This is a genomic window from Gallaecimonas mangrovi (assembly GCF_003367375.1).
Taxonomy (GTDB): Bacteria; Pseudomonadota; Gammaproteobacteria; order Enterobacterales; family Gallaecimonadaceae; genus Gallaecimonas; species Gallaecimonas mangrovi.
In genome coordinates, this window is sequence record NZ_CP031416.1 from 2127533 (window position 1) to 2147002 (window position 19470).

Consider the following 19470-nt stretch of genomic DNA (forward strand, 5'->3'; position numbering starts at 1 on the left):
AGATCACTCTTCAAATAAAGCGGATAGCGCTTGTTGGGTCAGTTTACCCTGGCTATTCACAGGGAACGACGCCACTATCCGCCAGCGGCGCGGTAGCACCACCGGTTCAAATTCTGTTAGCAGCGATTGGCGTAGCTGCTGCACAAAGCGGTGTTTGCCAAGCTCAGCCAAAGCGTTCTCACCCTTGCTAGAGAGCAGCAACACTGCGCCCAGTTGTTGGCGTCGGCCGCTGAGCAGCAGGCATTTGCCGCTCTGTACATAACAATGGCGCGCTAAAGCGTTCTCCATGGCATCAAGAGACAAGCGCTTTTGCTCGACTTTAACAATGCGATCGCGTCGGCCCTGCAACATAAAGCGGCCGTCATCCGCGAACGCAACCTTATCGCCCATCACAACCGGCGCGCCACTAACGATGGAATGCACCACCAGCACCCCTTCACTATCAAGACTGCAATCTACCCCCGCAAAAGGCTGCCATTGCTCGCTACGCTGCTGACAGCGCCAAGCAACACCGCCGGTTTCGGTAGAGCCAAACACCTCAATGGGAGCCACATCAAAACATTGCAGGCAATCTGCAGCGCCCTCGGCACTTAACAGGCCCCCAGAGCTAAATACGGCGCTCAATTTGCCTTTTATTGCCGCAAGCATCGATGGCTCAGGCAGGCGCGCTAAGTGAGCAGGGCTTGCCACTAACACAAAAGGGCCGCTTTGGCGCTGCCCAATAGCGTCAAGTTGCTCTGGATAATGCAGCACCTGGCGGCTGATAACGGCGCCTGAAAATACCGGCCACAGCAGCCGAAACAGCAAGCCGTATATATGTTGATGGGAAACCGTGGCTAACAGTTCACCTTCAAGGGGGCCAAACTGCTGGTCAAGTACCTGTATTTCAGCCAACAGTTGGCTGGCTTCTTTGGCCACCGATTTCGGCTCACCCGTACTGCCTGACGTAAAAAGCTGTATCGGGCCAAGCGGCGGGTAACAGCCTGGGCCCGGGTGGTCGAAGGGGTTTAATCGCCGTTGCCGGCTAGCGATATTTTGGCTGCTAATAATGCCATCAACTTGCACCATTGCGAGGCTTTGCTCTTGCCCATTGGCGGGCAAAATAGCGCTGGCCTCCGCTTGCCAACAGGCCAGCAGACCAATAAAAAAACCGGCCACATCGGTATCCCAAAGCAGCCAGCACTGCCCTTTTGCTAGCTGCTGACTCAGCCCACCTGCTAGCCTGGCTATCTCTTGGCCGCTAAGTACCGGTGAATTAAAAAGCGGTGCGGCGCTATCTAGCCGCGCCGTTAGGGCCGCTATCCAGCGCGCTTGTTGCTGCGAATAAACCATTGTCGGTAACACCATTCACCGGCAAAAAGGCAGCCCATCAGCACATAACTGATGGCGCCATTGTAAAGTGTCCATAACTGACGAGAGCCCCAAAAGGCCGTCATCAATGCCAAGCTGCCGTTAACCAGAAAAAAGCCGCACCATACCCAGGTAACTTTACGGGTATAGGCAACGCCAGATGCCGGTAAGTCGGGCTCTTTTAAACGGGCTAAGCGTTCTATCATGCAGGGGCCTTGGTAAAGGCTATAACCAAAAGAAGCCAATAACCCCAGGTTCACCAGTACCGGGTACAGTTTTAACCCCACGTCACTATTGCTAAAGGCGGAAAAACCAAGCGCTAATGCAGCCAGCGGCAGCCAGAATTTCTCGGCGCGGCCAGCGCTTCGTAGCCGCAGCGCCAGTAATGCCAGCACCAACAAGGCAATGTAACCGGGCGCCAAAAAATGTAGCCCCAAGCCAATGGCCAAGGGATACAACAGCCACAATAACACGCCTGGCTTCAAGCCGCGGCCACCAGGCTCAATACCGCATCGACCACATCGTCAATAGTGCGAACGGTTTTAAATTGCTCGGGCTGGATCTTCTTACCGGTTAAATCTTGTAGTTTGACCACCAAATCGACGGCATCAATGGAATCGAGGTCCAAGTCAGTATAAAGATGCGCTTCTGGCACTACGGCTTCGGCATCAATTTCAAAGTCATCGACCAAAATGGTCTTTAGTTCGGCAAAAATCTGGTCGCGCGTCATGCGGCCTCCTGAGAACGAATAAATGCGGCCAGGCTTGCAACACTGGCAAAATGAGACTTGGTATCGCTGGCGTTGGCGTCAATTTTGACTTTATAGCGTTTTTGGATCGCAAGACCCAGTTCTAGCGCGTCAATGGAATCAAGGCCTAAACCTTCACCGAACAGAGCGGCATCAGTTTCGATGTCTTCTTCACAAACGTCTTCAAGTTCCAAGGCGTTGATAATCAACGTCTTCAGTTCGGTTTCCAGATCGCTCATCTGTGTTGTTTTCCTTATTTAATACCTGGGCCAAATAACGGGTCAGTACCCTGGCCGACAGGGCCGTGCAGGGGTCTTGGTTAGCAAAAGACTGGGGCGAAATCGGCCTACCGACCGATGCAGTCAATAAAAAGCGTTTTTTAGGTACCTGATACCAAGCGGTTTGCTTGGTTAGGGTACGGGGAGCAATTTGTAAGTTCACCGGCAGCAATGGATAGCCAGTTTTCAAGGTCAGTTGCGCAGCGCCACGGGTCAGTGGATTTAGCTGCACCTCAGGCTCGGTGCGGGTACCTTCGGGAAAAATAATCAGCGAAAAGCCATCGTTCAAACTCTTTTGGGCCGCCTCAATCAGGGCCTGCCCTTGGTGCTGATTGCTAATGTAGCCGGTCGCCTTTACTACCCCGCGCATAAACGGGTTTTTCCAAACACTGGCTTTGACTACGCAGTCAGCCTTAGGCATGTGCGCTATTAGCAGTACCACATCTAACAATGACGGGTGATTTGCCACAACCACACAGGGCTGTGCATTTAATGCGGCCTCGTCATCGACTTTATAGCGGCAGATCCCAAGCCATGTCAGGGCGTTTAAGAAAAAGCGAAAACTTTTAGACACCACCTTTCGCGCCACCACTTTACGACGATGGCTGTCTTTAAAACGCAAGCTAATCAGCGGGAACGCTGTTAGGCACAGGCAGACACCACCGATACCAAAAGCACTAAACGCAAAGCCGGTTGCCACGATACGCCAACACCGATTCAATACTGCCATTGCCATCCCTCCCCTTGGCAATGAAGATGGCCACTGTTACCGGTGGCCAGTAACGCCGCCAGTTGCATCGCCATTGGCCAATTGTCATCGCTACTGCAATCAGAACGGCTGACACTCACCTCTTGGCCTCGACTCAATCGCAGCGCCAGCGCATGGTCCACCTGTTTATTGTGCATGTAGGGTAAATAGACGTCTGGCACGGCTTGTTCACCGGCTATCAGCAGCACTTCATCGGCGCCACTTTCCAAGGTGGCGTAGGCTTCGATTAAGCCACTTATCAAGCTATCGTCGCCGCCAACCACAACGTTGGCCGGCGCTTTATCACGGCGAAGGATGCCAAAAAGCCCGGCGGCGGCATTGTGCACCGACAAACTAAAGTGGGTAGGAGATAGGGGTTCGGATTGCCCCAGGTCAGTTAACAGCTGAAAAGTACGATGCAGCTCGCCATGGCGACTGGCAAAGATAACCGGCAAGCTTTCATCGCCTGCAACCTGTTTAGCGCAAGCCAACTGGATACGGGTTAACGAGGAAAGACGGCGGCGCTGCACAGCCGGCACCCAGCTTATATCGGGCGGCGATGGCTCACCAAGTACTGGGTTTTGCGCCCATTGCCGCCAAAGCGCCGGTTGATGAACACCTGGGGCCCAAGCTGACCAGGCTTTAACAGCAAAGCGTAACATCACCAGACCGCCCTTTTACCCACCGGGTCAAGGCACGCCTTTTTATCCGTTTTATGCGTGTCACCAACAAGGGTGAAATGGCTTGTTATTACATTCATCCGTATCCCCTCTTCGCGCTCCAATTCCATGCGAAGAAGATGCAAAAAAATAGCAAAACCGTATTGCCAGGCCGGTAAATTCAGCGGCAGCGGACTGGCGATTCTAGCAAATATTCATCTGCCATTAACATCGGATTTTGCCATTTAGGTCGTGTTTTTGTGACAAACGCTATAGACATGAAAAAAGGTTGTTGCCCTGTATAGCAATACAGGGTTTCCCCACAGGGCAATGTAATGAGTCCGCGGTGTTGAGTAATATCTGCGGTGCTCACATCGCCAATGCCTGTTTTAAGTGCCGCCTCGTAGCTACACCAACGGCGGTAAAAGTCATGCTCTGGCCAGCCAAATTGCGCCGCCATGGCAGCAATGGGCCGACGCGGCTTAGGCACTTCAATATCGATACCTACCGGCAATCTTGATACCGCCGCGGCCACCCATTGGCCGCTATGGGAAAGGCTCACCTTGGCATCGGGATGCACCGGTGCTCCTTCGGCGCTGCGCCCAAGCGCTTGGTTGCGAACCTTGCAGCCAAGCAAGCGACTTAACAATAAAACCCCCAGCCATTGCGCACCTTGACGCTGGCGCGCCTTATTGTCAGAGGGCAGAGAAAACCGTGAAGCCAGCACATCAAGGTGGCAGCGGCTGTAGAAAAGTGGCGCCATGAGGTGATCCAAACCAAGCAAGCGGGTAGTATGACGTCCCAGTTTGACTTTAACTGTTGAGAAAGCCAAATGACGGCCAATCCCGTGCTTATTACCGGCGCCGCCCAACGCGTCGGCTTGCACTTGGTCAAGCGCTTCGTTGATGCCGGCCAAAAGGTGATCATCACCTACCGCCAATCACGCGATATCATTGACCAATTGACCGCCCAGGGCGTGCGCTGTATCCAGGCGGATTTTTCCACTGATGATGGCATAGTGGCGCTGGCTAAAACCTTAGCCGGCCAGCCGCTGTCGGCCATCATTCATAATGCGTCTAGTTGGGAACTGGAAGCTGACTTGGATGATGCCGGTCGGCATTTTGACGCCATGATGCAGGTACATGCCAAGGCCCCCTATCTTCTAAACAGGCTGCTGGCCGAGCAACTAGAAGATGGCGGCAATATCATCCACATCACCGACTACACCGTAGAAAGAGGCAGTGACAGGCATATGGCTTATGTTGCGTCAAAAGCGGCACTGGCCAATTTGACGCTGTCTTTTGCCAAATCCTTGGCTCCTAGGGTTCGGGTTAACAGTATTGCCCCCAGTCTCATCATGTTTAATGAGCAGGACGATGCTGAGTACAAAGCCAAAACCCTGGCCAAATCGGTAATGAGAATAGAACCAGGCGCCAACGAGATTTGGCTTGCCGTGCATTACCTTTTAAACAGTCAATACGTTACAGGCCGAACCCTCCATGTTGATGGCGGCCGCCATATTCGTTAAGAGAGCAATTCATGACTGACCAACTGGCTAAACATTACGAAGCCATTATCCGTGGCCTGGGTGAAGATCCCGCCCGCGAAGGCTTACAGAAAACCCCTGAGCGCGCAGCCAAAGCCATGCAATATCTGACCCGTGGTTACCAGCAATCACTGGAAGAATTGGTTAACGGTGCTGTATTTAGCTCAGATAACGACGAATTAGTCATCGTCAAAGACATCGAGCTTTACTCCTTGTGTGAGCATCATTTGCTGCCGTTTGTTGGCCGTTGTCACATTGGCTATTTGCCCAATGGTAAGGTTTTAGGCTTGTCCAAATTTGCCCGTATCGTTGATATGTTTGCGCGGCGGTTACAGATCCAGGAAAACCTGACTCGGCAAATAGCCCTAGCGGTAGAAGAAGTCACCGGTGCCCAGGGTGTGGCGGTGGTGGTTGAAGCCAAACACATGTGCATGCAAATGCGTGGCGTTGAGAAGCAAAACAGCTCGATGAAGTCATCGGTCATGCTCGGCGCATTTCGAGAATCAACCGATAGCCGCCGCGAGTTTCTATCACTCATTCGCTAAAAAAGAGGGCGCAAAAGCCCTCTTTTTAATTTATGTAACAAAGCATTAGCTTTAGTGTTCTTCACGCCATGGTTTGTGGCGGTACAATGATTTGGCAAGCAAGTATTTAGTGTTGCCGCCCGGCCCTGTTACCGCGGCGGCTTTTCTTTTTATCCTCGCCCTACTCTCTTTGATAGCCAATAAAACGGCTTGTTTTTCATCGCACTAGCCGCTAGCGTCAACATAAATTCACCGCTAGAGATCCCGATGTTTGGCCAACTCAGTGCTTATGCTCTTACCCCTTTAGTAAATGAGCGTTTAGATAGCAACGCTTTTGCACGGGTCATCGAACCTTTGGTTGCCGCCAAGGTGCCTTGTATTAGTGTTCTGGGTTCAACCGGCTGCGCCCCCTATCTGACCCTGGCCGATAGAAACGACGCGGCAAAAATGGCGATAAGCATCGCAGGCGACATTCCGGTGATGGTCGGCATCAGCGCTATTGCCACTCGCGACGTATTGATGTTGGCTGAAAAAGCCCAGCAAGCCGGTGCTAAAGGCCTATTAGTTGCACCGCTGTCGTATCAACCTTTGCAAGAACAAGAAGTGTTCGGACTCTATCAACAGCTAAACCAGCAGGTGTCTATTCCGATTTGTGTTTACGAAAACCCCCGCACCACACAGTTTCATTTTTCTGACGCGCTGCGCCTACAACTTGCGCAATTACCGTGGATAAAAGCGTTTAAAATTCCCGGCCTAAATGGCGAGCTAATAAAGCGCCTAGCACCACAGCTCCCTTCTGACATTAGCCTGGGGGTGGCTGGCGATGCGCTAGCCGCCAACGCCATAGTGGAAGGCGCCGCACACTGGCATAGCGTGCTGGCAGGTACCTTTCCGGCGCCTTGTATGGCCATAAGCCAATTGCTATTTGCGGGTAACAACAAACAAGGATTGGCACAGGCAAGGTCGCTGGCTCCCTTATGGGCACTTTTCAGTCAATATGGCAGTTTAAAAGTGATGGCTGTGGCAGCAAGCCTGATGGGAGTTGCTGCACAGACTTTACCGAAGCCGCTGCTGGCAATATCAGAAAAAGGGAAAAATGAGGTTTATGGCGTCTTAAAAGCCTGTGAATGGCTATAGCAATTAAGGCTTTTTGCGATCTTGGTGGTAACCGGCTTCAGGAACAGGGCATGAATGTCGCTCTATGCAAAAGCAAGCATTCTCGTCACTTGACGCCGCCACTGAGAATCCCCTCTTTACCCTCTCGCCGTGGCGGATTTTTTTCTTTGTTATTCGACAAGTTGCCCAGCTAACCAAACATTAAACCGACTCAACAAGCTGTTCAAGTTTCATCCGAAATACAGCAGGTAGTTTTGTACTGTTGCCTGTGCCAGTTCAAACCCATGTTATCAACAGTTTTGCCCCCAGCTTCTGTTGATAACTTTAAGCAGCTTGCACAAACCGCACTAGCAGTTATCAATTGGTTAAAGGATGATGAAAGTAACCTAACCGTTGCCGGGTCTTTTCCGTAACAGCACCAACAAGCTCATGGAGTACTGCTATGTTCAAGCGTCTTTTACCCCTGTTGGCATTACTGGCCTTGCCAGCCTTTGCTAGCGACTGCCCAGACACCCTAAAGTTTATTAAGCGCAAACTAAACTCAGACCAGACAGTCAATCTTTGCCAAGCCTATAAAGGAAAAACCTTACTGATCGTCAACACCGCCAGTTATTGCGGTTTTACTCCACAGTTTAAGGGGCTTGAAGCTCTTTATAGCCAATATAAAGATAAAGGCCTCGTGATCCTGGGTTTTCCATCTGACGACTTTAACCAGGAAGCCGATAACGAAAAAACTACCGCTGATATCTGCTTTACCAAGTACAAAGTTAAATTCCCGATGTTTGAGAAGCTGCACGTCAAAGGGGCTGATGCCGACCCGATGTATCGCATCTTGGCCAAAGAAGCCAATGGTGGCGTACCAAAATGGAATTTTTATAAATACCTGGTCGGTAAAGACGGCAAGGTTATCGAACTCTTTTCTTCCAAAACCACACCAGAAAGTGACGAGCTACAGTCGGCCATCGAAAAAGCACTTTAAAAAAGCGGGCCTGGCCCGCTTTTTTATTCGCTATTCCTAGCCGTTTACAAAACATTTATTGCTACGCCTTTGTTGTCGATTTCTGCCACGAAGGAAAAAAAACCACCTCTCCAAACACCTCCACCCCGGCAAACAAAAAAGCATGCCTAGCCTAAAAGCCTTTAATAGTGTAGGCTGCATCAAATTTTTTACTGATTAAAAAACAGGCGTGCCTAGATTTCGGTACAAAAACAGTCTTTTGTGACGTGAAATGTTGCCGGCAAAAAATAGCCGTGGTCAGAGGACGCCTGAACAGCTAAGCAACGCTTGAGCGTAGCGATAGGTTTCGCACCTGATTGAATTCGCGGCATGCGCAAATGCCCTCACTCAATCAGCCCCATTGCGATAAAGGAGAAAAAATGCAGGGGATCTTACTTAACGGTCATTTGCGTCTTCACCGTAATCCGCTGTTTGAAGGCATAGAAGAAGCCATGCTGTTGTGGACATGGCCTAAATTACTCACCCCACTAAAAAGAAGTTGGCTGCAAACCAATCTGGCCAAACTGCAAATGGCACTGCGGGCAAGGGGGGCTGATCTATTCGTTATAGAGCCGCAGCATCTGGGTCCATTTATGGACGCTAACCATATCAGCCGTCTTCGCATGGCACAGCCGGTGGATAACGAAGGCGATGACCTCGCAAACCACCTTGATGCCGAAGTGATTAGTGCGAACAGGCTGTTTGACCGTTTGCCCCATCACGACACCTTTAGCGCCTTTCGCCAACATATTAAGGCGCCTAACTTAACCCGTAGCTTTGCACCGGCGCCGATAAGTCCCGTAACAGCGCCAACGATCACCATGCCGCCACCGATGTTTCGCTTCGACCATGGCGAAGATGCCGCCATTGAACGGCTTTTCTACTTTCGGGAGCGCTTCTTACCGAATTACCATCAAAGTCGGCAAGCGCTGCTTGGCAACAGTTTTTCAAGCATGCTGTCGGTGTACCTAGCCACCGGTATCTTGGCGATTGACCATGTCTGGCAATCTATCCACAGCGCGCCTAGCGGCCAAGGGCGCGACCTGCTTTTAAACCAATTATTGTGGCGAGAGTTCTTTCAGCACTGGCAAGACAACCAGCCAAAAACGCTTTTTGAAAGCCTGCCAGCGCCGGTTGATACTCGCCTTAGCTCCTGGCAGCAAGGTAAAACCGGTATGCCGTTGGTTGACGCCGCCATGCGCGAGCTGCAAGAAACCGGTTACATGAGCCTTAAAGCCCGCCAGAACTGTGCCAGCTTCTTGGTCAATGACTTACAACAAGACTGGCGCCACGGCGCTTTGTGGTTCGAGCAGCATTTGTTGGACGGGGATATTGCCAGCAACCGTGGCAATTGGGCGCAGATTGCCGGTTATCAGCAGCAAAGCCCCCTGTATTTTGATGTGCTAGAGCAAAGTCGACACTTTGACCCCGACGCCGCTTATATCAAGTATTGGCTGCCGGAATTAAACCAACTGAATGCCGACGAGATCTTCGAATTACCTTTCGCTGCCGAAGCCCAGCAAGATTACCCATTAGCGGTGGGCCGCGACCGCTGGCACCAATATCGTACCCAATAAAAACGCCAAGTGATCTGTTGTTGCTTTAGGGCCGTAAAAGACCCTAAAGCACACCATGCTGCGCTTGGAGCGGATAAATGTTAGGCACCTCAACGGGCTATTCAGGATATACTGATGCCAGACCCCTTTCGAAAGTGGACACAAAAGTGACACCGGAAAATCTGGCACAGGATCTTGGCAAAATTGCCAACATTCGTTGTAAAGATGCGTTCCGGCGTGTTTTTGCCCACTTCGCTCCCCGGCTTAAAGCTTTCGGGTTCAAGCAGTTTGGTAATGAACAGCAAGCGATGGAGCTGGTACAAGAGACCCTGCTGACCGTTTGGAATAAAGCGCATCTTTACGATCAAGACAAAGCCGCGGTAAGCACTTGGATTTATCGGGTCGCGCGCAATCAAAGTTTTGACATGATGCGCCGGCAAGCAGCCCGTCCTGAAACGCTGGTCGCTGACGACCTATGGCCACTCACCTCGCAAGAGTCTGACGATACGCCCCTTGATATGCAGTTACTTGGCCAGCAAACCCTGACGTGCCTCGCTATTTTGCCTGACGCTCAGCGTTTAGTTATCGAAAAGATTTATGTTGAAGACAAAACCCAACAAGAAACCGCCGATGAATTGGGCGTGCCACTGGGCACGGTTAAATCCCGCGTTCGTCTGGCGTTGGAACGTCTAAAGGAGCACCTGCACAGTGAAGATTAATCATCACCCTGCAAAAGCGCTTCTGGCCGCACACGTTACCGGGCAACTTCCCACGGCGACCAGTGCCGCGCTAGCTGTACACATTGATAACTGTCCGCAGTGTCAGCGTATTTGCCAAGCCGTTGAAGCACAAGCCAGCCAAGCACAGTTCAGCGACAGCATGGCCGTGGATGAAGGCCTGCTGGATACTTTGCTGGCGCAGTTAAACGACGAAGTGCCACCGGTAGCAATACGCGAAGCCGCACCGATAACGGTGTCTGTGAACGGCGACACCTTTGTTTTGCCTAAAGCCTTAGCCGGGCTCAGTGGCCAAATTGGTAATTGGCGCCGGTTGGGGTCCAAGGTGTGGACAGCGGATGTTGATTTGGGCGAAAAGGACGTGAAAGCCAGCTTTCTTTATGCAGACAAGCAAACCCGGATACCGCGCCATACCCATGGTGGTGAAGAGATAACCCTGGTGTTAGCCGGTAAGCTTAACGACGAGCGTGGCCAGTATGGTCAGGGCGATTTTATGCTAATGACCCCGGATGACGAGCATCAGCCTTTTACCCAAGAGCAATCTTGCCTGTGCTTTACTGTGCTGAGCGCGCCTTTGGTATTAACTGGCCCTTTGGGGCGTATGGCCAACCCACTGCTTCGCCTCTTTTTCTAAACATAAAAAAAGCCCGGCCAAAGCCGGGCTTTTTGTTACTGATGCTCCGCTTACAGCGCGCCAGCCAGCTCTTCAATCTGGGCTTTAGCCGCCGCCAAGGCTTTGGCTTTTGGCTCTTCACCCATGTTCAGGCCTTCGGCATAAATAAAGCTTTGGTCAGTAATGCCAATCAAGCCCATCAGCGTTTTGATATGCGGGGTTTGAGAGTCATATTCAGTACCGGCATAAACACCGCCACGGGCAGCCAGCACAATCAGTTTTTTACCTTCCAACAGGCCTACAGGGCCGTTTTCGGTGTATTTGAAGGTCACACCAGCACGGGCAATGCGGTCAAAATAGGCTTTGACTTGGCTAGGAATGCCCAGGTTATAAAGCGGTACCGCCAGCACAACGATGTCGCTGGCTTTGATTTCTTCAATAAGGTTATCAGAAATCGCTGCCAACTCGGCTTGTTCAGCACTGCGCTCAGCAGGCGCTGTCATCCAGCTCATCATTTCTGCAGACTCAAGGTGAGGCAAGCCAAGAGCAATCAAATCTTTTTCGGTGATGGCCACTTTGCCTTCGGTAGCGGCTTTGAAATAGCCAGCCAGTTGAGAAGAGTTGCCGTTTTCGCCAAAAATAGAGCTGGTCAGCAGCAGTACTTTTTTCATGGTGTGATCCTTTGGGTGAAAATGAACAGGCTTTACTTTACCGACAAAAAAGCAAAAGAATACTGCTAAAAATTGCAGTTTCAGTTGCACAAAATCGAAAAGTTCAAGTTTCTCTACTCTCACGCATTAAGGTCATCCGCTTTTTAACTGCTCAAACTACCCCGGCTACTCAAACAGAAAACCAATAAAAATCAAACTCCTGGCGGCTAATAGCCGGCTATGTCAAACTCTTGCTTTTCGCCCCAATAACAACTGAGCGCACGATGACAACAAGCTCCAGAGGACACTTTAGCTCGCGGTTAGGCTTCGTATTAGCTGCCGCCGGCGCCGCCGTCGGACTCGGCAATATATGGGGATTTCCTACCCAGGCCGCGCAGCATGGTGGCGGCGCTTTTTTATTGGTCTATCTGGTATTGGTGTTTGCCCTAGCCTACCCGGTGCTGGTTGCTGAATTACTTATTGGCCGCCATGGCCAAGCAAACTCGGTGCGCTCGCTAATGGCCATTGGCCAACCGAAACTCGCCGTTGTTACCGGCCTTGCGGGTATTTTCACGGTCTGCCTTATTTTAAGTTTTTACGCCATTGTGGCCGGTTGGCTGCTCAGTTACTTGCTGGGCGCCGGCTTTCGACTGACCGGCCTCATGGCTGCCGCCCAGTGGAGCGAGCAGTTCGGTTTTACTCGTAACGTATTATTTATGCTGATTTTTATGGTGATGACTGTTTGGGTTGTCAGCCGAGGCGTCAGCCAAGGCCTAGAAAATTGGTCAAAACGGCTGATGCCGATGCTGTTTGTTCTGCTCATTGCGCTGATTGGCTTTATGCTCACCCAAGAAGGCGCCAGCCAGGGCCTGGCCCGTTATTTAACGCCGGATTTAACTGCGCTCGACGATCCGGCCCTGTTATTGTCGGCAACAGGCCAAGCCTTTTTCTCGCTCGGTTTAGGGGTTGGTGCCATGGCGGTTTATGGCTCTTACCTTAAAGGCGATGCCAACTTACCCAAGTTGGCGCTGTCGGTAACCTTGGTTGACACCAGCGTTGCCTTTTTAGCGGGGCTACTGATCCTGCCCGCCCTGTATACCGCCCAGAATATGGGCCTCAATATTCATGGCCAAGATGGCAGCCTCGTCAGTTCATCGACACTGGTATTTAAGCTGTTACCAGCGCTATTTAGCCAATTAGGGGCACTGGGGCCTTGGGTGGCATTGGCGTTCTTTATTTTAATGGCCATCGCCGCCATTACCTCGTCCATTAATATTCTGGAACTGCCGGTAAGTTTTGTGGCGGAAGAAACCAAACTCAGCCGCCGGCAATCGGCTTGGCTTATTGGTATTTTGGTTAGCCTCTTGGCTGTGCTCATTCTTTGGCAATTTAACCTGCTGTTTGCCTTGGTGATCAAAGTATCTACCCAATACCTGCAGCCGTTTGTTGGCTTACTGCTGTGTATTTTCACCGGCTGGCTGTGGCACCGTCAGCGCTGTTTAGCGGCGCTTGCCGAGGGTAGCCAAAGTCTTGCCAACAGCAAGACGCTGCGCTTTTGGCAGTGGTACGTTAAATGGGTATGTCCACTGCTGATTATTGGACTTTTAGTACAAAGCTTTCGCTAGCAAAAAGCCCGGCTATACCGGGCTTTTTGCTATAACGTTGTCATCTTGTTGGATACACCATGCTCAATAAAAAACTCACTCTGCACCTTGATGCACTGCTGGTGATAGCCTTGCTGTTTATGTTCTCTATCGCTTTTAATTTTTATCAAAACCACCGTATTAAAAGCCTAACCCATGAAAACTTGCGCCTGCAGCTACAGCAAGCCGTGGACCAATTGAACCTAAAAGCACAGCAGGACACCATCAAACAATTAGCCCAGAACAATAAGCCCCACACCGAGTAACAGGCCTATCGAAACAAGACTTTTTCCTGGCGAAAGCAGTAAATACAAAAGCTGATAAAAAGTCCGGCAATCACCAGTGTCGATAACAGCACCAACCCCAATAAGCCCGTGTCCAGCGTGCCTTTTAAAAGGTCTTTTATGGCCAACGCAACATTGGTGATGGGTACCAACGCCCAATGCCCATTGAGGGTAACACCAGGCAACATCGCCACCACCAGCGGCATGATAAAGACCAAGTTGAGCATGCCCATATAATTTTGCGCTTCTTTATAGCTGCGGGCATACACCGACACCGACAGCATGACCGAGGCAAAAATGGCCGCCACCGGTACCAGCATCAACAGCACCAGCGCCATATCCATAATACCGACCGTGGCAAAAGCCTTAACCATGGCACTCACCGCAAAATGCTGGCCAACAACGACCGCCCACACACTAAAGCTCAATACCGACAATAACGCCGCCAACACCGAGGTGGTAAACACCACCAAGAACTTACCCAACACAAGCTGAGTGCGAGATACCGGCGACAGCAGTAACGTTTCTAACGTGCCCCTTTCTTTTTCCCCAGCACCTAAATCAATGGCCGGCATCATGGCGCCCATTAAACAGGTGAGAAACAGCAAATAGGGAATAAAGCCGCCGATACGCTCGCCCATGGATTCGCGTTTATCAGCCACCGACACCTTGGTTAAGGCTATCGGCTCAGCCAGGGCTTGGCGTTGCGGCTCGCTAATACCCAGTTGCCCAGCGTACTGGTCTTTTAAGCGCTGCTGCACGGGTGCCAAGGCTTTGTTGATACGGGTCATCACCGATTTGATGGCAGATGCATCATTGAAATACACCTGCCACTGGCTTTGTGCTAACGATTGACCATTAAAATTGGCGGGAATAGCCACCACCACATCCACCTTGCCTGATTTAATGGCGGCGTTGATGTTGCTTAAATCAACCCCCTGCACCCACTCTAAATGACTGCCGTTACGGATCGCATCGGCCACCATCGGCAGGGGCCGAGTAAGGGCAACTTTTAATTCAGCTGTTTGCGCTTTTGCAAATTGATGGGCGGTTAAATACCCCATACCGCCAAACAGTAACGGAAAAATTAAAATCGGCATGGCAATCGCAAAAAAAAGCGTCTTTTTATCGCGTAAAAGCTCTAATAATTCCTTTTGATAAAGCGTCCACATCAGGCAGGTTCCTTTTTAAGCAATGTCAGCAGCGCCTGACGTAAATCGGAATTTATCTCACTAAAAGCCGAAAGGCTGTCATTAAAAATACAGTGGCCTTTATCAATGACCACGACTCGGTCACAAAGGGTGGCAACTTCATCGAGATGGTGGGTTGAAAATATCACCGGCACGCCCTGCGCTTTTAAATGCCGCACCACAGACATCACGGTATCGGCCGCCATAATGTCGAGCCCGGTGGTGGGCTCGTCCAAAATCACCACTTGTGGGTCATGCACTAAAGCGCGGGCAATAGAGGTACGTTGCTTCATACCGGAAGACATTTGGTCGGCGCGGCGGTGCACAAAGCTGTTCATGTCTAAAAGCTCGAACAGCATTTCCATGCGCTGTGCCAATTCGCCAGGATAAAGGCCATGCATGCGACCAAAATAGGCAACATTTTCATAAGCGGTGAGTCGGCCATAAAGGCCTGTGGTGGCAGATAAAAAGCCAATGCGTTTGCGGGCCTGTTCGGGCTTTTTCACCACATCTACGCCACCAATATCAATGCTGCCACTGTCGGGCTTCAAAGCTGCACTTAGCATACGCAACGTGGTGGTTTTTCCGGCGCCATTAGGGCCCAAAAGGCCAAGTACCTGGCCCTTGTCACATTCAAAATCCACCGACAATACCGAATGAAAAAAACGCCCTTTTAAACGGGGGTCAGCCTTTTCTTCTGCTGACAGCTTTTTGGGGTCACTTACCACAAACCGCTTGGCCAAGCCTTTTACCTTTATCATTAAGGCTCCTATTTCCTTTGGCCTTTATCTTTTACCAGTTTAAAAAAATCATGTTGCGAACTTTGTTACAAAAAGTAAACCTTCCCATCGGGATCTTGACCTGGCTTCAGCCAGCCGGGAAACTTGCCATAAGGAAACAACATCGGCTCGATTTGGGCCAACAATAACGGAGCTCCCATGCAAAGTACCTCGGCCTACAGTGCCGCGCTCGATATCTTTGTTGCCCCTAGTCGTGCCTTAAACGGTGTCAACAATAATAAGTACTGGACCTTCCTGCCTTTCATTCTGTTACTGGGTTTGCCGGTCGCCTTTTTTGCCTTTTATTTTCTCGGCCATGATTTCAGCATTATCAAGGAACAGTTAATCGCCGCCATGGGTGATAAAAGCCCGGCAGAAATAAAGCGTGCTTCGGCCTTTTTTACTCCCCATTACCTAACCTTGATGATGAGTCTGCAGATTGTCATCTTTTACTTGGTGTGTTTTGCCCTGCATGGGCTTTATTTGCTGTTAGCCACCAAGGTCGACAGCGAAAACACCCACAGCTACGGCGACTGGTTTGCACTGGCGGTTTGGGCGCGGTTACCTGAGCTTATTGGTACGGTGCTGTCGTTGCTGATGGTGCTCTTTGCCAGCGCCCTGCCCAGCCTTAATGATTTAAACATGCTGAGCCTTGCCGGGCTTTTAAGCCTCACGCCCAGCGATAAGTGGTATTCCTTTGCCAGCTTTTTAACCCTCTTTACCTTTTGGGCGATTTTTCTTTCGGCCTTGGGTATCTCGCTTTGGACCAAGATAGATAAAACCCGGGCCTGGGTCATTGCCGCCCTGCCCTATGTGGTTTTCTACGGCGTTTGGGCCATCATCGAACTCATTAAAGGCTAAGGTCATGCGGCGACTGCTAATCGGCCTTGCCATTATTGTGCTGGCAGGGCTTTTGCTTTGGGTAAAAATTGGTATTGGGCCCTCTGGCGTCAAAGTCGACACCGTCGATGCCAAAATCGGTACCCTGAAACGTTCGGTGCTGGCATCGGGCAAACTCGCTTACAAAGAGCAGGTGCAGATGCGCTCTGAGGTTTCGGCCAGGGTGCAAAAGGTTGATGTAGAGGAAGGTGACAAGGTTAAAAAGGGCCAGTTACTTATTCAGCTCGACCCTCGCACCTACCAAGCACAAGTGGATGCACAAACCGCTTATGTTAGCCAAAGCCGCATTGCCATTGAGCGGCAAAAAAGCTACTTACAAACCCTTCGTACCCAGGTTGCCCGTAAAGTGGCGCTGCATAAAAAAGGCTTACTGGATACCGATTCATTCGACACCGCCAAATCTGACCTGGCGTTAGCTGAAATTGACCTGCAAACCCGTGAGCAAGCCTTAAAGCAGGCCGAAGCCGACCTTGCCAGCGCCCGCGAAACCCTGGCCAAAACCCGTTTTGTCGCGCCGATGAACGGCGAAGTGACGGCGGTGGATGTAAAGGAAGGGGAAACCGTTATCCCCGGTACCACCAATATCGTTGGCTCCAGCCTGATGACCCTGGCCGATACCTCGGCGATTTTAACCGAAGTGGAAGTCGACGAGGCCGACATTGCCGGCATCAAGCTTGGTGAAGACGCCGACGTTTACGCCGTGGCTTTTCCCAATACTCCCCTCACCGGCAAGGTACAGTTTATTGCTACCACCGCCCGCCAGGCACCGGGCCGCCAAGGCATGAGCTTTAAGGTAAAAATTCTCTTAGACGATATAAAGGGTAAAGACATTCGCCCCGGCATGAGCTGCCGCGCCGAGATATATACCCAAACTGCCAACAATGCCCTGCTGGTACCCATTGAAGCGGTGCGTTACAACAGCGACGACAAACCCTTTGTGATGACCGATGACAACGGCACCGCGAAAAAGGTATTCGTTGAAGTGGGTATTTCTGACGACACCCAGCAAATGATCACCAAAGGTTTGCAGACGGGAGCCAAAATCATTCGCGGCCCGGCGCGGCAGCTCAGAAGTTTAAAAGACGGTGATAAGGTCATAGCTAATGGCTGATGTCATTCGCCTGGAGGGTATTAAAAAAGCCTTTACCATGGCCGGTGAAGACTTTTGGGCGCTACGCGGTATCGATTTAGCGGTGCGCAAAAATGATTACTTGGCGATCATCGGCCCGTCGGGTTCCGGTAAATCAACGCTGCTGAACATCCTCGGCTGTTTGGACATTCCAACTGAAGGCCACTACTGGCTAGCCGGGGAAGATGTGGCATCGCTTCAGCAAAGCCAGTTAGCAGAGGTTAGAAACAAACAAATTGGCTTTATCTTTCAAAGCTTTAATTTGTTACCCAGGGCCAGTGCCCTTAATAATGTTGCCCAGCCGCTGGTTTATCGCGGCGTCGGCCTGAAAGAGCGTCAGCAAATGGCGCTGGATGCCTTAGCAAAAGTGGGCTTGGCCGAACGGGCGCACCACAAGCCCAACCAGCTTTCTGGCGGCCAGCGCCAACGGGTTGCCATTGCCCGCGCCCTGGTGACCCGCCCTTCCATCCTGCTTGCCGATGAACCCACCGGCAACCTTGATTCGCAAACCACCCGCGACATCATGGCGCTGTTTGACGAGCTGCACAGCGAAGGCCAAACCATTGTGGTGGTCACCCACGAGCAAGACATTGCCAACCACTGCCAACGGGTGGTGCGGGTGATGGACGGCGTAATAACCCAAGATACGCTTTTTGACGGGGAGGAAGGTCGCCTTGTCTAGTTTCACCGCCACCGGCTTTGAAAGCCTACGCGCCGCCATTAGCGCCATTCGCGCCCACGGCATGCGCTCGGTACTGACAACCTTGGGCATCGTCATTGGCATTACCTCGGTCATTGCCGTGGTTGCGGTGGTACAAGGGCTGACCGCCAGTATTGATAAACAGCTGGCCGGCCTTGGCAGTAATGTGTTGTCGGTCAAGCCTTATACCCCGCTCAAAGAACAAATTGCCGGTAACTTTGCCAAGCTCACCGAAACCGATGTGCAAACCATCAGGCACAACATTGCCGGGGTTTCTGATGTCACCGTTGCCACGCCACTTTCCGGCAATTTGGGGCTGATTAGCTTTCAGGGTCGTAAAACTACATCGCTGACTTTCGGGGTGGGCCATAGTTACCAAGAGCTCAACAGTGTTTACACCGACAAGGGCCGCTTTTTCTCCAAAAGCGACGAGCAATACCGGCGGCGGGTGGTGGTACTGGGGCAAACCGTGGTTAAAAATCTCAAGATCCCCGGTGACCCTGTTGGCCAATATCTGCAACTTGGCGAAGAGTGGTTCAAAATCATTGGCGTGCTGGAAAAACGCGGCCGCTTTTTTGGTTTTGACCAAGACGACCAGGTTTTTATTCCCTACGCCACGGCCCGTTCACTGCAAGGTTTTGTCTCTACGCCACAACTGACCATTTCGATGCTGGTGGATGACCTCAACCAGCAAGACAACATCAGCGAACAACTTAAACGGCTATTACGGCGTAACCATCATTTGGCCAAGGGCACTGACGACGACTTTGAACTGCAAACCGCCAAGCAGCTGCAAGACAAGCTTTCAGCCATTACCGGCACCACCACTTGGGTCGCTGCCGGTATTGTTGGGGTGTCGTTGCTGGTAGGCGGCATTGGCATCATGAATATCATGCTGGTGTCGGTCACAGAACGCACCCGAGAGATAGGTATTCTAAAGGCCTTAGGCGCCACCCGTGCCCATATCCTCTGGCAGTTTTTGGCCGAAGCGGTGCTGCTGTGCCTGCTAGGAGGGGTGATTGGTTTAGGGTTAGGTTACGGCTTGGCCTGGATGATAACGGCGCTAATACCCTCTATTCCGGCAGCAACGGTGCCATGGTGGGCGGTGGTGTTATCCCTGAGCTTCTCGGCCTTTGTTGGGGTGCTGTTCGGTATTTTACCGGCCATAAAAGCGGCGAACCTGCACCCCATCGATGCACTGCGTTACGAATAACAAAAAAGCGGTTATGGCAAACCGCTATGGGTTTAAAGCAAAAGCTGTGAGCAGGACCTGCCCTTTGCTGAAAAGCCTCTGCTCATCGCTGGCCAGATATTGCTGGCCCT

The 19470-nt window shown here is 51.4% G+C and carries 23 protein-coding genes; 13 read left to right on the forward strand and 10 right to left on the reverse strand.

What is annotated here, in order from left to right; all coding sequences use genetic code 11:
- Positions 1 to 3 precede the first annotated feature (3 nt).
- The 7 genes from DW350_RS10190 to DW350_RS10220 all read right to left on the reverse strand — a co-directional run bounded on the left by DW350_RS10190 (position 4) and on the right by DW350_RS10220 (position 4546).
- The gene (locus tag DW350_RS10190; RefSeq protein ID WP_192954643.1) at positions 4 to 1332 is read right to left on the reverse strand and encodes an AMP-binding protein; all 1329 of its coding nucleotides are present in this window, start codon (positions 1330 to 1332) and stop codon (positions 4 to 6) included.
- The gene (locus DW350_RS10195) at positions 1299 to 1823 is read right to left on the reverse strand and encodes a COG4648 family protein (protein ID WP_226911308.1); all 525 of its coding nucleotides are present in this window, start codon (positions 1821 to 1823) and stop codon (positions 1299 to 1301) included. Before DW350_RS10195 ends, DW350_RS10190 begins: the two co-directional genes overlap by 34 nt.
- An 8-nt stretch (positions 1824 to 1831) precedes the next feature.
- The gene (locus DW350_RS10200) at positions 1832 to 2080 is read right to left on the reverse strand and encodes an acyl carrier protein (RefSeq protein ID WP_115718770.1); all 249 of its coding nucleotides are present in this window, start codon (positions 2078 to 2080) and stop codon (positions 1832 to 1834) included.
- Positions 2077 to 2337 carry a phosphopantetheine-binding protein gene (locus DW350_RS10205; protein ID WP_115718771.1) on the reverse strand — a complete coding sequence of 87 codons (261 nt, stop codon included), beginning with the start codon at positions 2335 to 2337 and terminating at the stop codon, positions 2077 to 2079. Before DW350_RS10205 ends, DW350_RS10200 begins: the two co-directional genes overlap by 4 nt.
- Positions 2282 to 3106 carry a lysophospholipid acyltransferase family protein gene (locus tag DW350_RS10210; protein ID WP_192954644.1) on the reverse strand — a complete coding sequence of 275 codons (825 nt, stop codon included), beginning with the start codon at positions 3104 to 3106 and terminating at the stop codon, positions 2282 to 2284. The genes DW350_RS10205 and DW350_RS10210 overlap by 56 nt, the downstream gene beginning before the upstream one ends.
- The gene (locus DW350_RS10215) at positions 3094 to 3786 is read right to left on the reverse strand and encodes a beta-ketoacyl synthase chain length factor (RefSeq protein WP_115718773.1); all 693 of its coding nucleotides are present in this window, start codon (positions 3784 to 3786) and stop codon (positions 3094 to 3096) included. The genes DW350_RS10210 and DW350_RS10215 overlap by 13 nt, the downstream gene beginning before the upstream one ends.
- Positions 3787 to 3964: 178 nt before the next feature.
- On the reverse strand, positions 3965 to 4546 hold the full coding sequence (locus DW350_RS10220) for a 4'-phosphopantetheinyl transferase family protein (protein ID WP_115718774.1): 582 nt from the start codon (positions 4544 to 4546) through the stop codon (positions 3965 to 3967).
- 69 nt (positions 4547 to 4615) lie between these two features.
- Between DW350_RS10220 and folM the strand changes: the two genes are divergently transcribed.
- From folM to DW350_RS10255, 7 genes are all read left to right on the forward strand, one after another.
- On the forward strand, positions 4616 to 5311 hold the full coding sequence (folM, locus tag DW350_RS10225; RefSeq protein WP_115718775.1) for a dihydromonapterin reductase: 696 nt from the start codon (positions 4616 to 4618) through the stop codon (positions 5309 to 5311).
- An 11-nt stretch (positions 5312 to 5322) separates the two neighbouring features.
- On the forward strand, positions 5323 to 5874 hold the full coding sequence (gene folE, locus DW350_RS10230; protein ID WP_115718776.1) for a GTP cyclohydrolase I FolE: 552 nt from the start codon (positions 5323 to 5325) through the stop codon (positions 5872 to 5874).
- Between the two features lie 246 nt (positions 5875 to 6120).
- Positions 6121 to 6990 (forward strand): dihydrodipicolinate synthase family protein, encoded by an 870-nt coding sequence (locus DW350_RS10235; protein WP_115718777.1) that lies wholly within the window; start codon positions 6121 to 6123, stop codon positions 6988 to 6990.
- Between the two features lie 421 nt (positions 6991 to 7411).
- Positions 7412 to 7948, forward strand: coding sequence for a glutathione peroxidase (locus DW350_RS10240; RefSeq protein ID WP_115718778.1), 537 nt, complete (start codon positions 7412 to 7414; stop codon positions 7946 to 7948).
- A gap of 398 nt (positions 7949 to 8346) precedes the next feature.
- Positions 8347 to 9543: an FAD-binding domain-containing protein gene (locus DW350_RS10245; RefSeq protein WP_192954645.1), complete on the forward strand. Its 1197-nt coding sequence runs from the start codon at positions 8347 to 8349 to the stop codon at positions 9541 to 9543.
- Between the two features lie 77 nt (positions 9544 to 9620).
- Entirely contained in the window at positions 9621 to 10241 is a 621-nt protein-coding gene (locus DW350_RS10250) for a sigma-70 family RNA polymerase sigma factor (protein ID WP_115718780.1), read from the forward strand.
- A complete protein-coding gene (locus DW350_RS10255) occupies positions 10231 to 10893 on the forward strand; it encodes a ChrR family anti-sigma-E factor (protein ID WP_115718781.1) in 663 nt (220 codons plus the stop codon). The genes DW350_RS10250 and DW350_RS10255 overlap by 11 nt, the downstream gene beginning before the upstream one ends.
- Before the next feature lie 50 nt (positions 10894 to 10943).
- Here DW350_RS10255 and DW350_RS10260 read toward each other — a convergent pair whose 3' ends face one another.
- Positions 10944 to 11543 carry an FMN-dependent NADH-azoreductase gene (locus DW350_RS10260; protein ID WP_115718782.1) on the reverse strand — a complete coding sequence of 200 codons (600 nt, stop codon included), beginning with the start codon at positions 11541 to 11543 and terminating at the stop codon, positions 10944 to 10946.
- Positions 11544 to 11806: 263 nt separating this feature from the next.
- Between DW350_RS10260 and DW350_RS10265 the strand changes: the two genes are divergently transcribed.
- Both DW350_RS10265 and DW350_RS10270 read left to right on the forward strand, forming a co-directional pair.
- Complete coding sequence (locus DW350_RS10265; RefSeq protein WP_115718783.1) at positions 11807 to 13147, forward strand: sodium-dependent transporter; 1341 nt, start codon at positions 11807 to 11809, stop codon at positions 13145 to 13147.
- 59 nt (positions 13148 to 13206) lie between these two features.
- Positions 13207 to 13431 (forward strand): hypothetical protein, encoded by a 225-nt coding sequence (locus DW350_RS10270; protein ID WP_115718784.1) that lies wholly within the window; start codon positions 13207 to 13209, stop codon positions 13429 to 13431.
- Positions 13432 to 13436: 5 nt separating this feature from the next.
- On the opposite strand, the gene DW350_RS10275 is transcribed toward DW350_RS10270, so the two are convergent.
- Positions 13437 to 14621: an ABC transporter permease gene (locus DW350_RS10275; protein ID WP_115718785.1), complete on the reverse strand. Its 1185-nt coding sequence runs from the start codon at positions 14619 to 14621 to the stop codon at positions 13437 to 13439.
- Positions 14621 to 15400 carry an ABC transporter ATP-binding protein gene (locus tag DW350_RS10280; protein WP_115718786.1) on the reverse strand — a complete coding sequence of 260 codons (780 nt, stop codon included), beginning with the start codon at positions 15398 to 15400 and terminating at the stop codon, positions 14621 to 14623. The genes DW350_RS10275 and DW350_RS10280 overlap by 1 nt, the downstream gene beginning before the upstream one ends.
- Positions 15401 to 15577: 177 nt before the next feature.
- On the opposite strand from DW350_RS10280, the gene DW350_RS10285 reads away from it, so the two are divergent.
- From DW350_RS10285 to DW350_RS10300, 4 genes are read left to right on the forward strand one after another with little or no spacing between them, the layout of a single operon-like run.
- Entirely contained in the window at positions 15578 to 16279 is a 702-nt protein-coding gene (locus DW350_RS10285; protein WP_115718787.1) for a YIP1 family protein, read from the forward strand.
- 4 nt (positions 16280 to 16283) lie between these two features.
- Positions 16284 to 17429: an efflux RND transporter periplasmic adaptor subunit gene (locus tag DW350_RS10290; RefSeq protein WP_192954646.1), complete on the forward strand. Its 1146-nt coding sequence runs from the start codon at positions 16284 to 16286 to the stop codon at positions 17427 to 17429.
- Positions 17422 to 18129 carry an ABC transporter ATP-binding protein gene (locus DW350_RS10295; protein WP_115718789.1) on the forward strand — a complete coding sequence of 236 codons (708 nt, stop codon included), beginning with the start codon at positions 17422 to 17424 and terminating at the stop codon, positions 18127 to 18129. The genes DW350_RS10290 and DW350_RS10295 overlap by 8 nt, the downstream gene beginning before the upstream one ends.
- Entirely contained in the window at positions 18122 to 19360 is a 1239-nt protein-coding gene (locus tag DW350_RS10300) for an ABC transporter permease (RefSeq protein ID WP_226911309.1), read from the forward strand. Before DW350_RS10295 ends, DW350_RS10300 begins: the two co-directional genes overlap by 8 nt.
- The last annotated feature ends 110 nt before the right edge of the window (positions 19361 to 19470 follow it).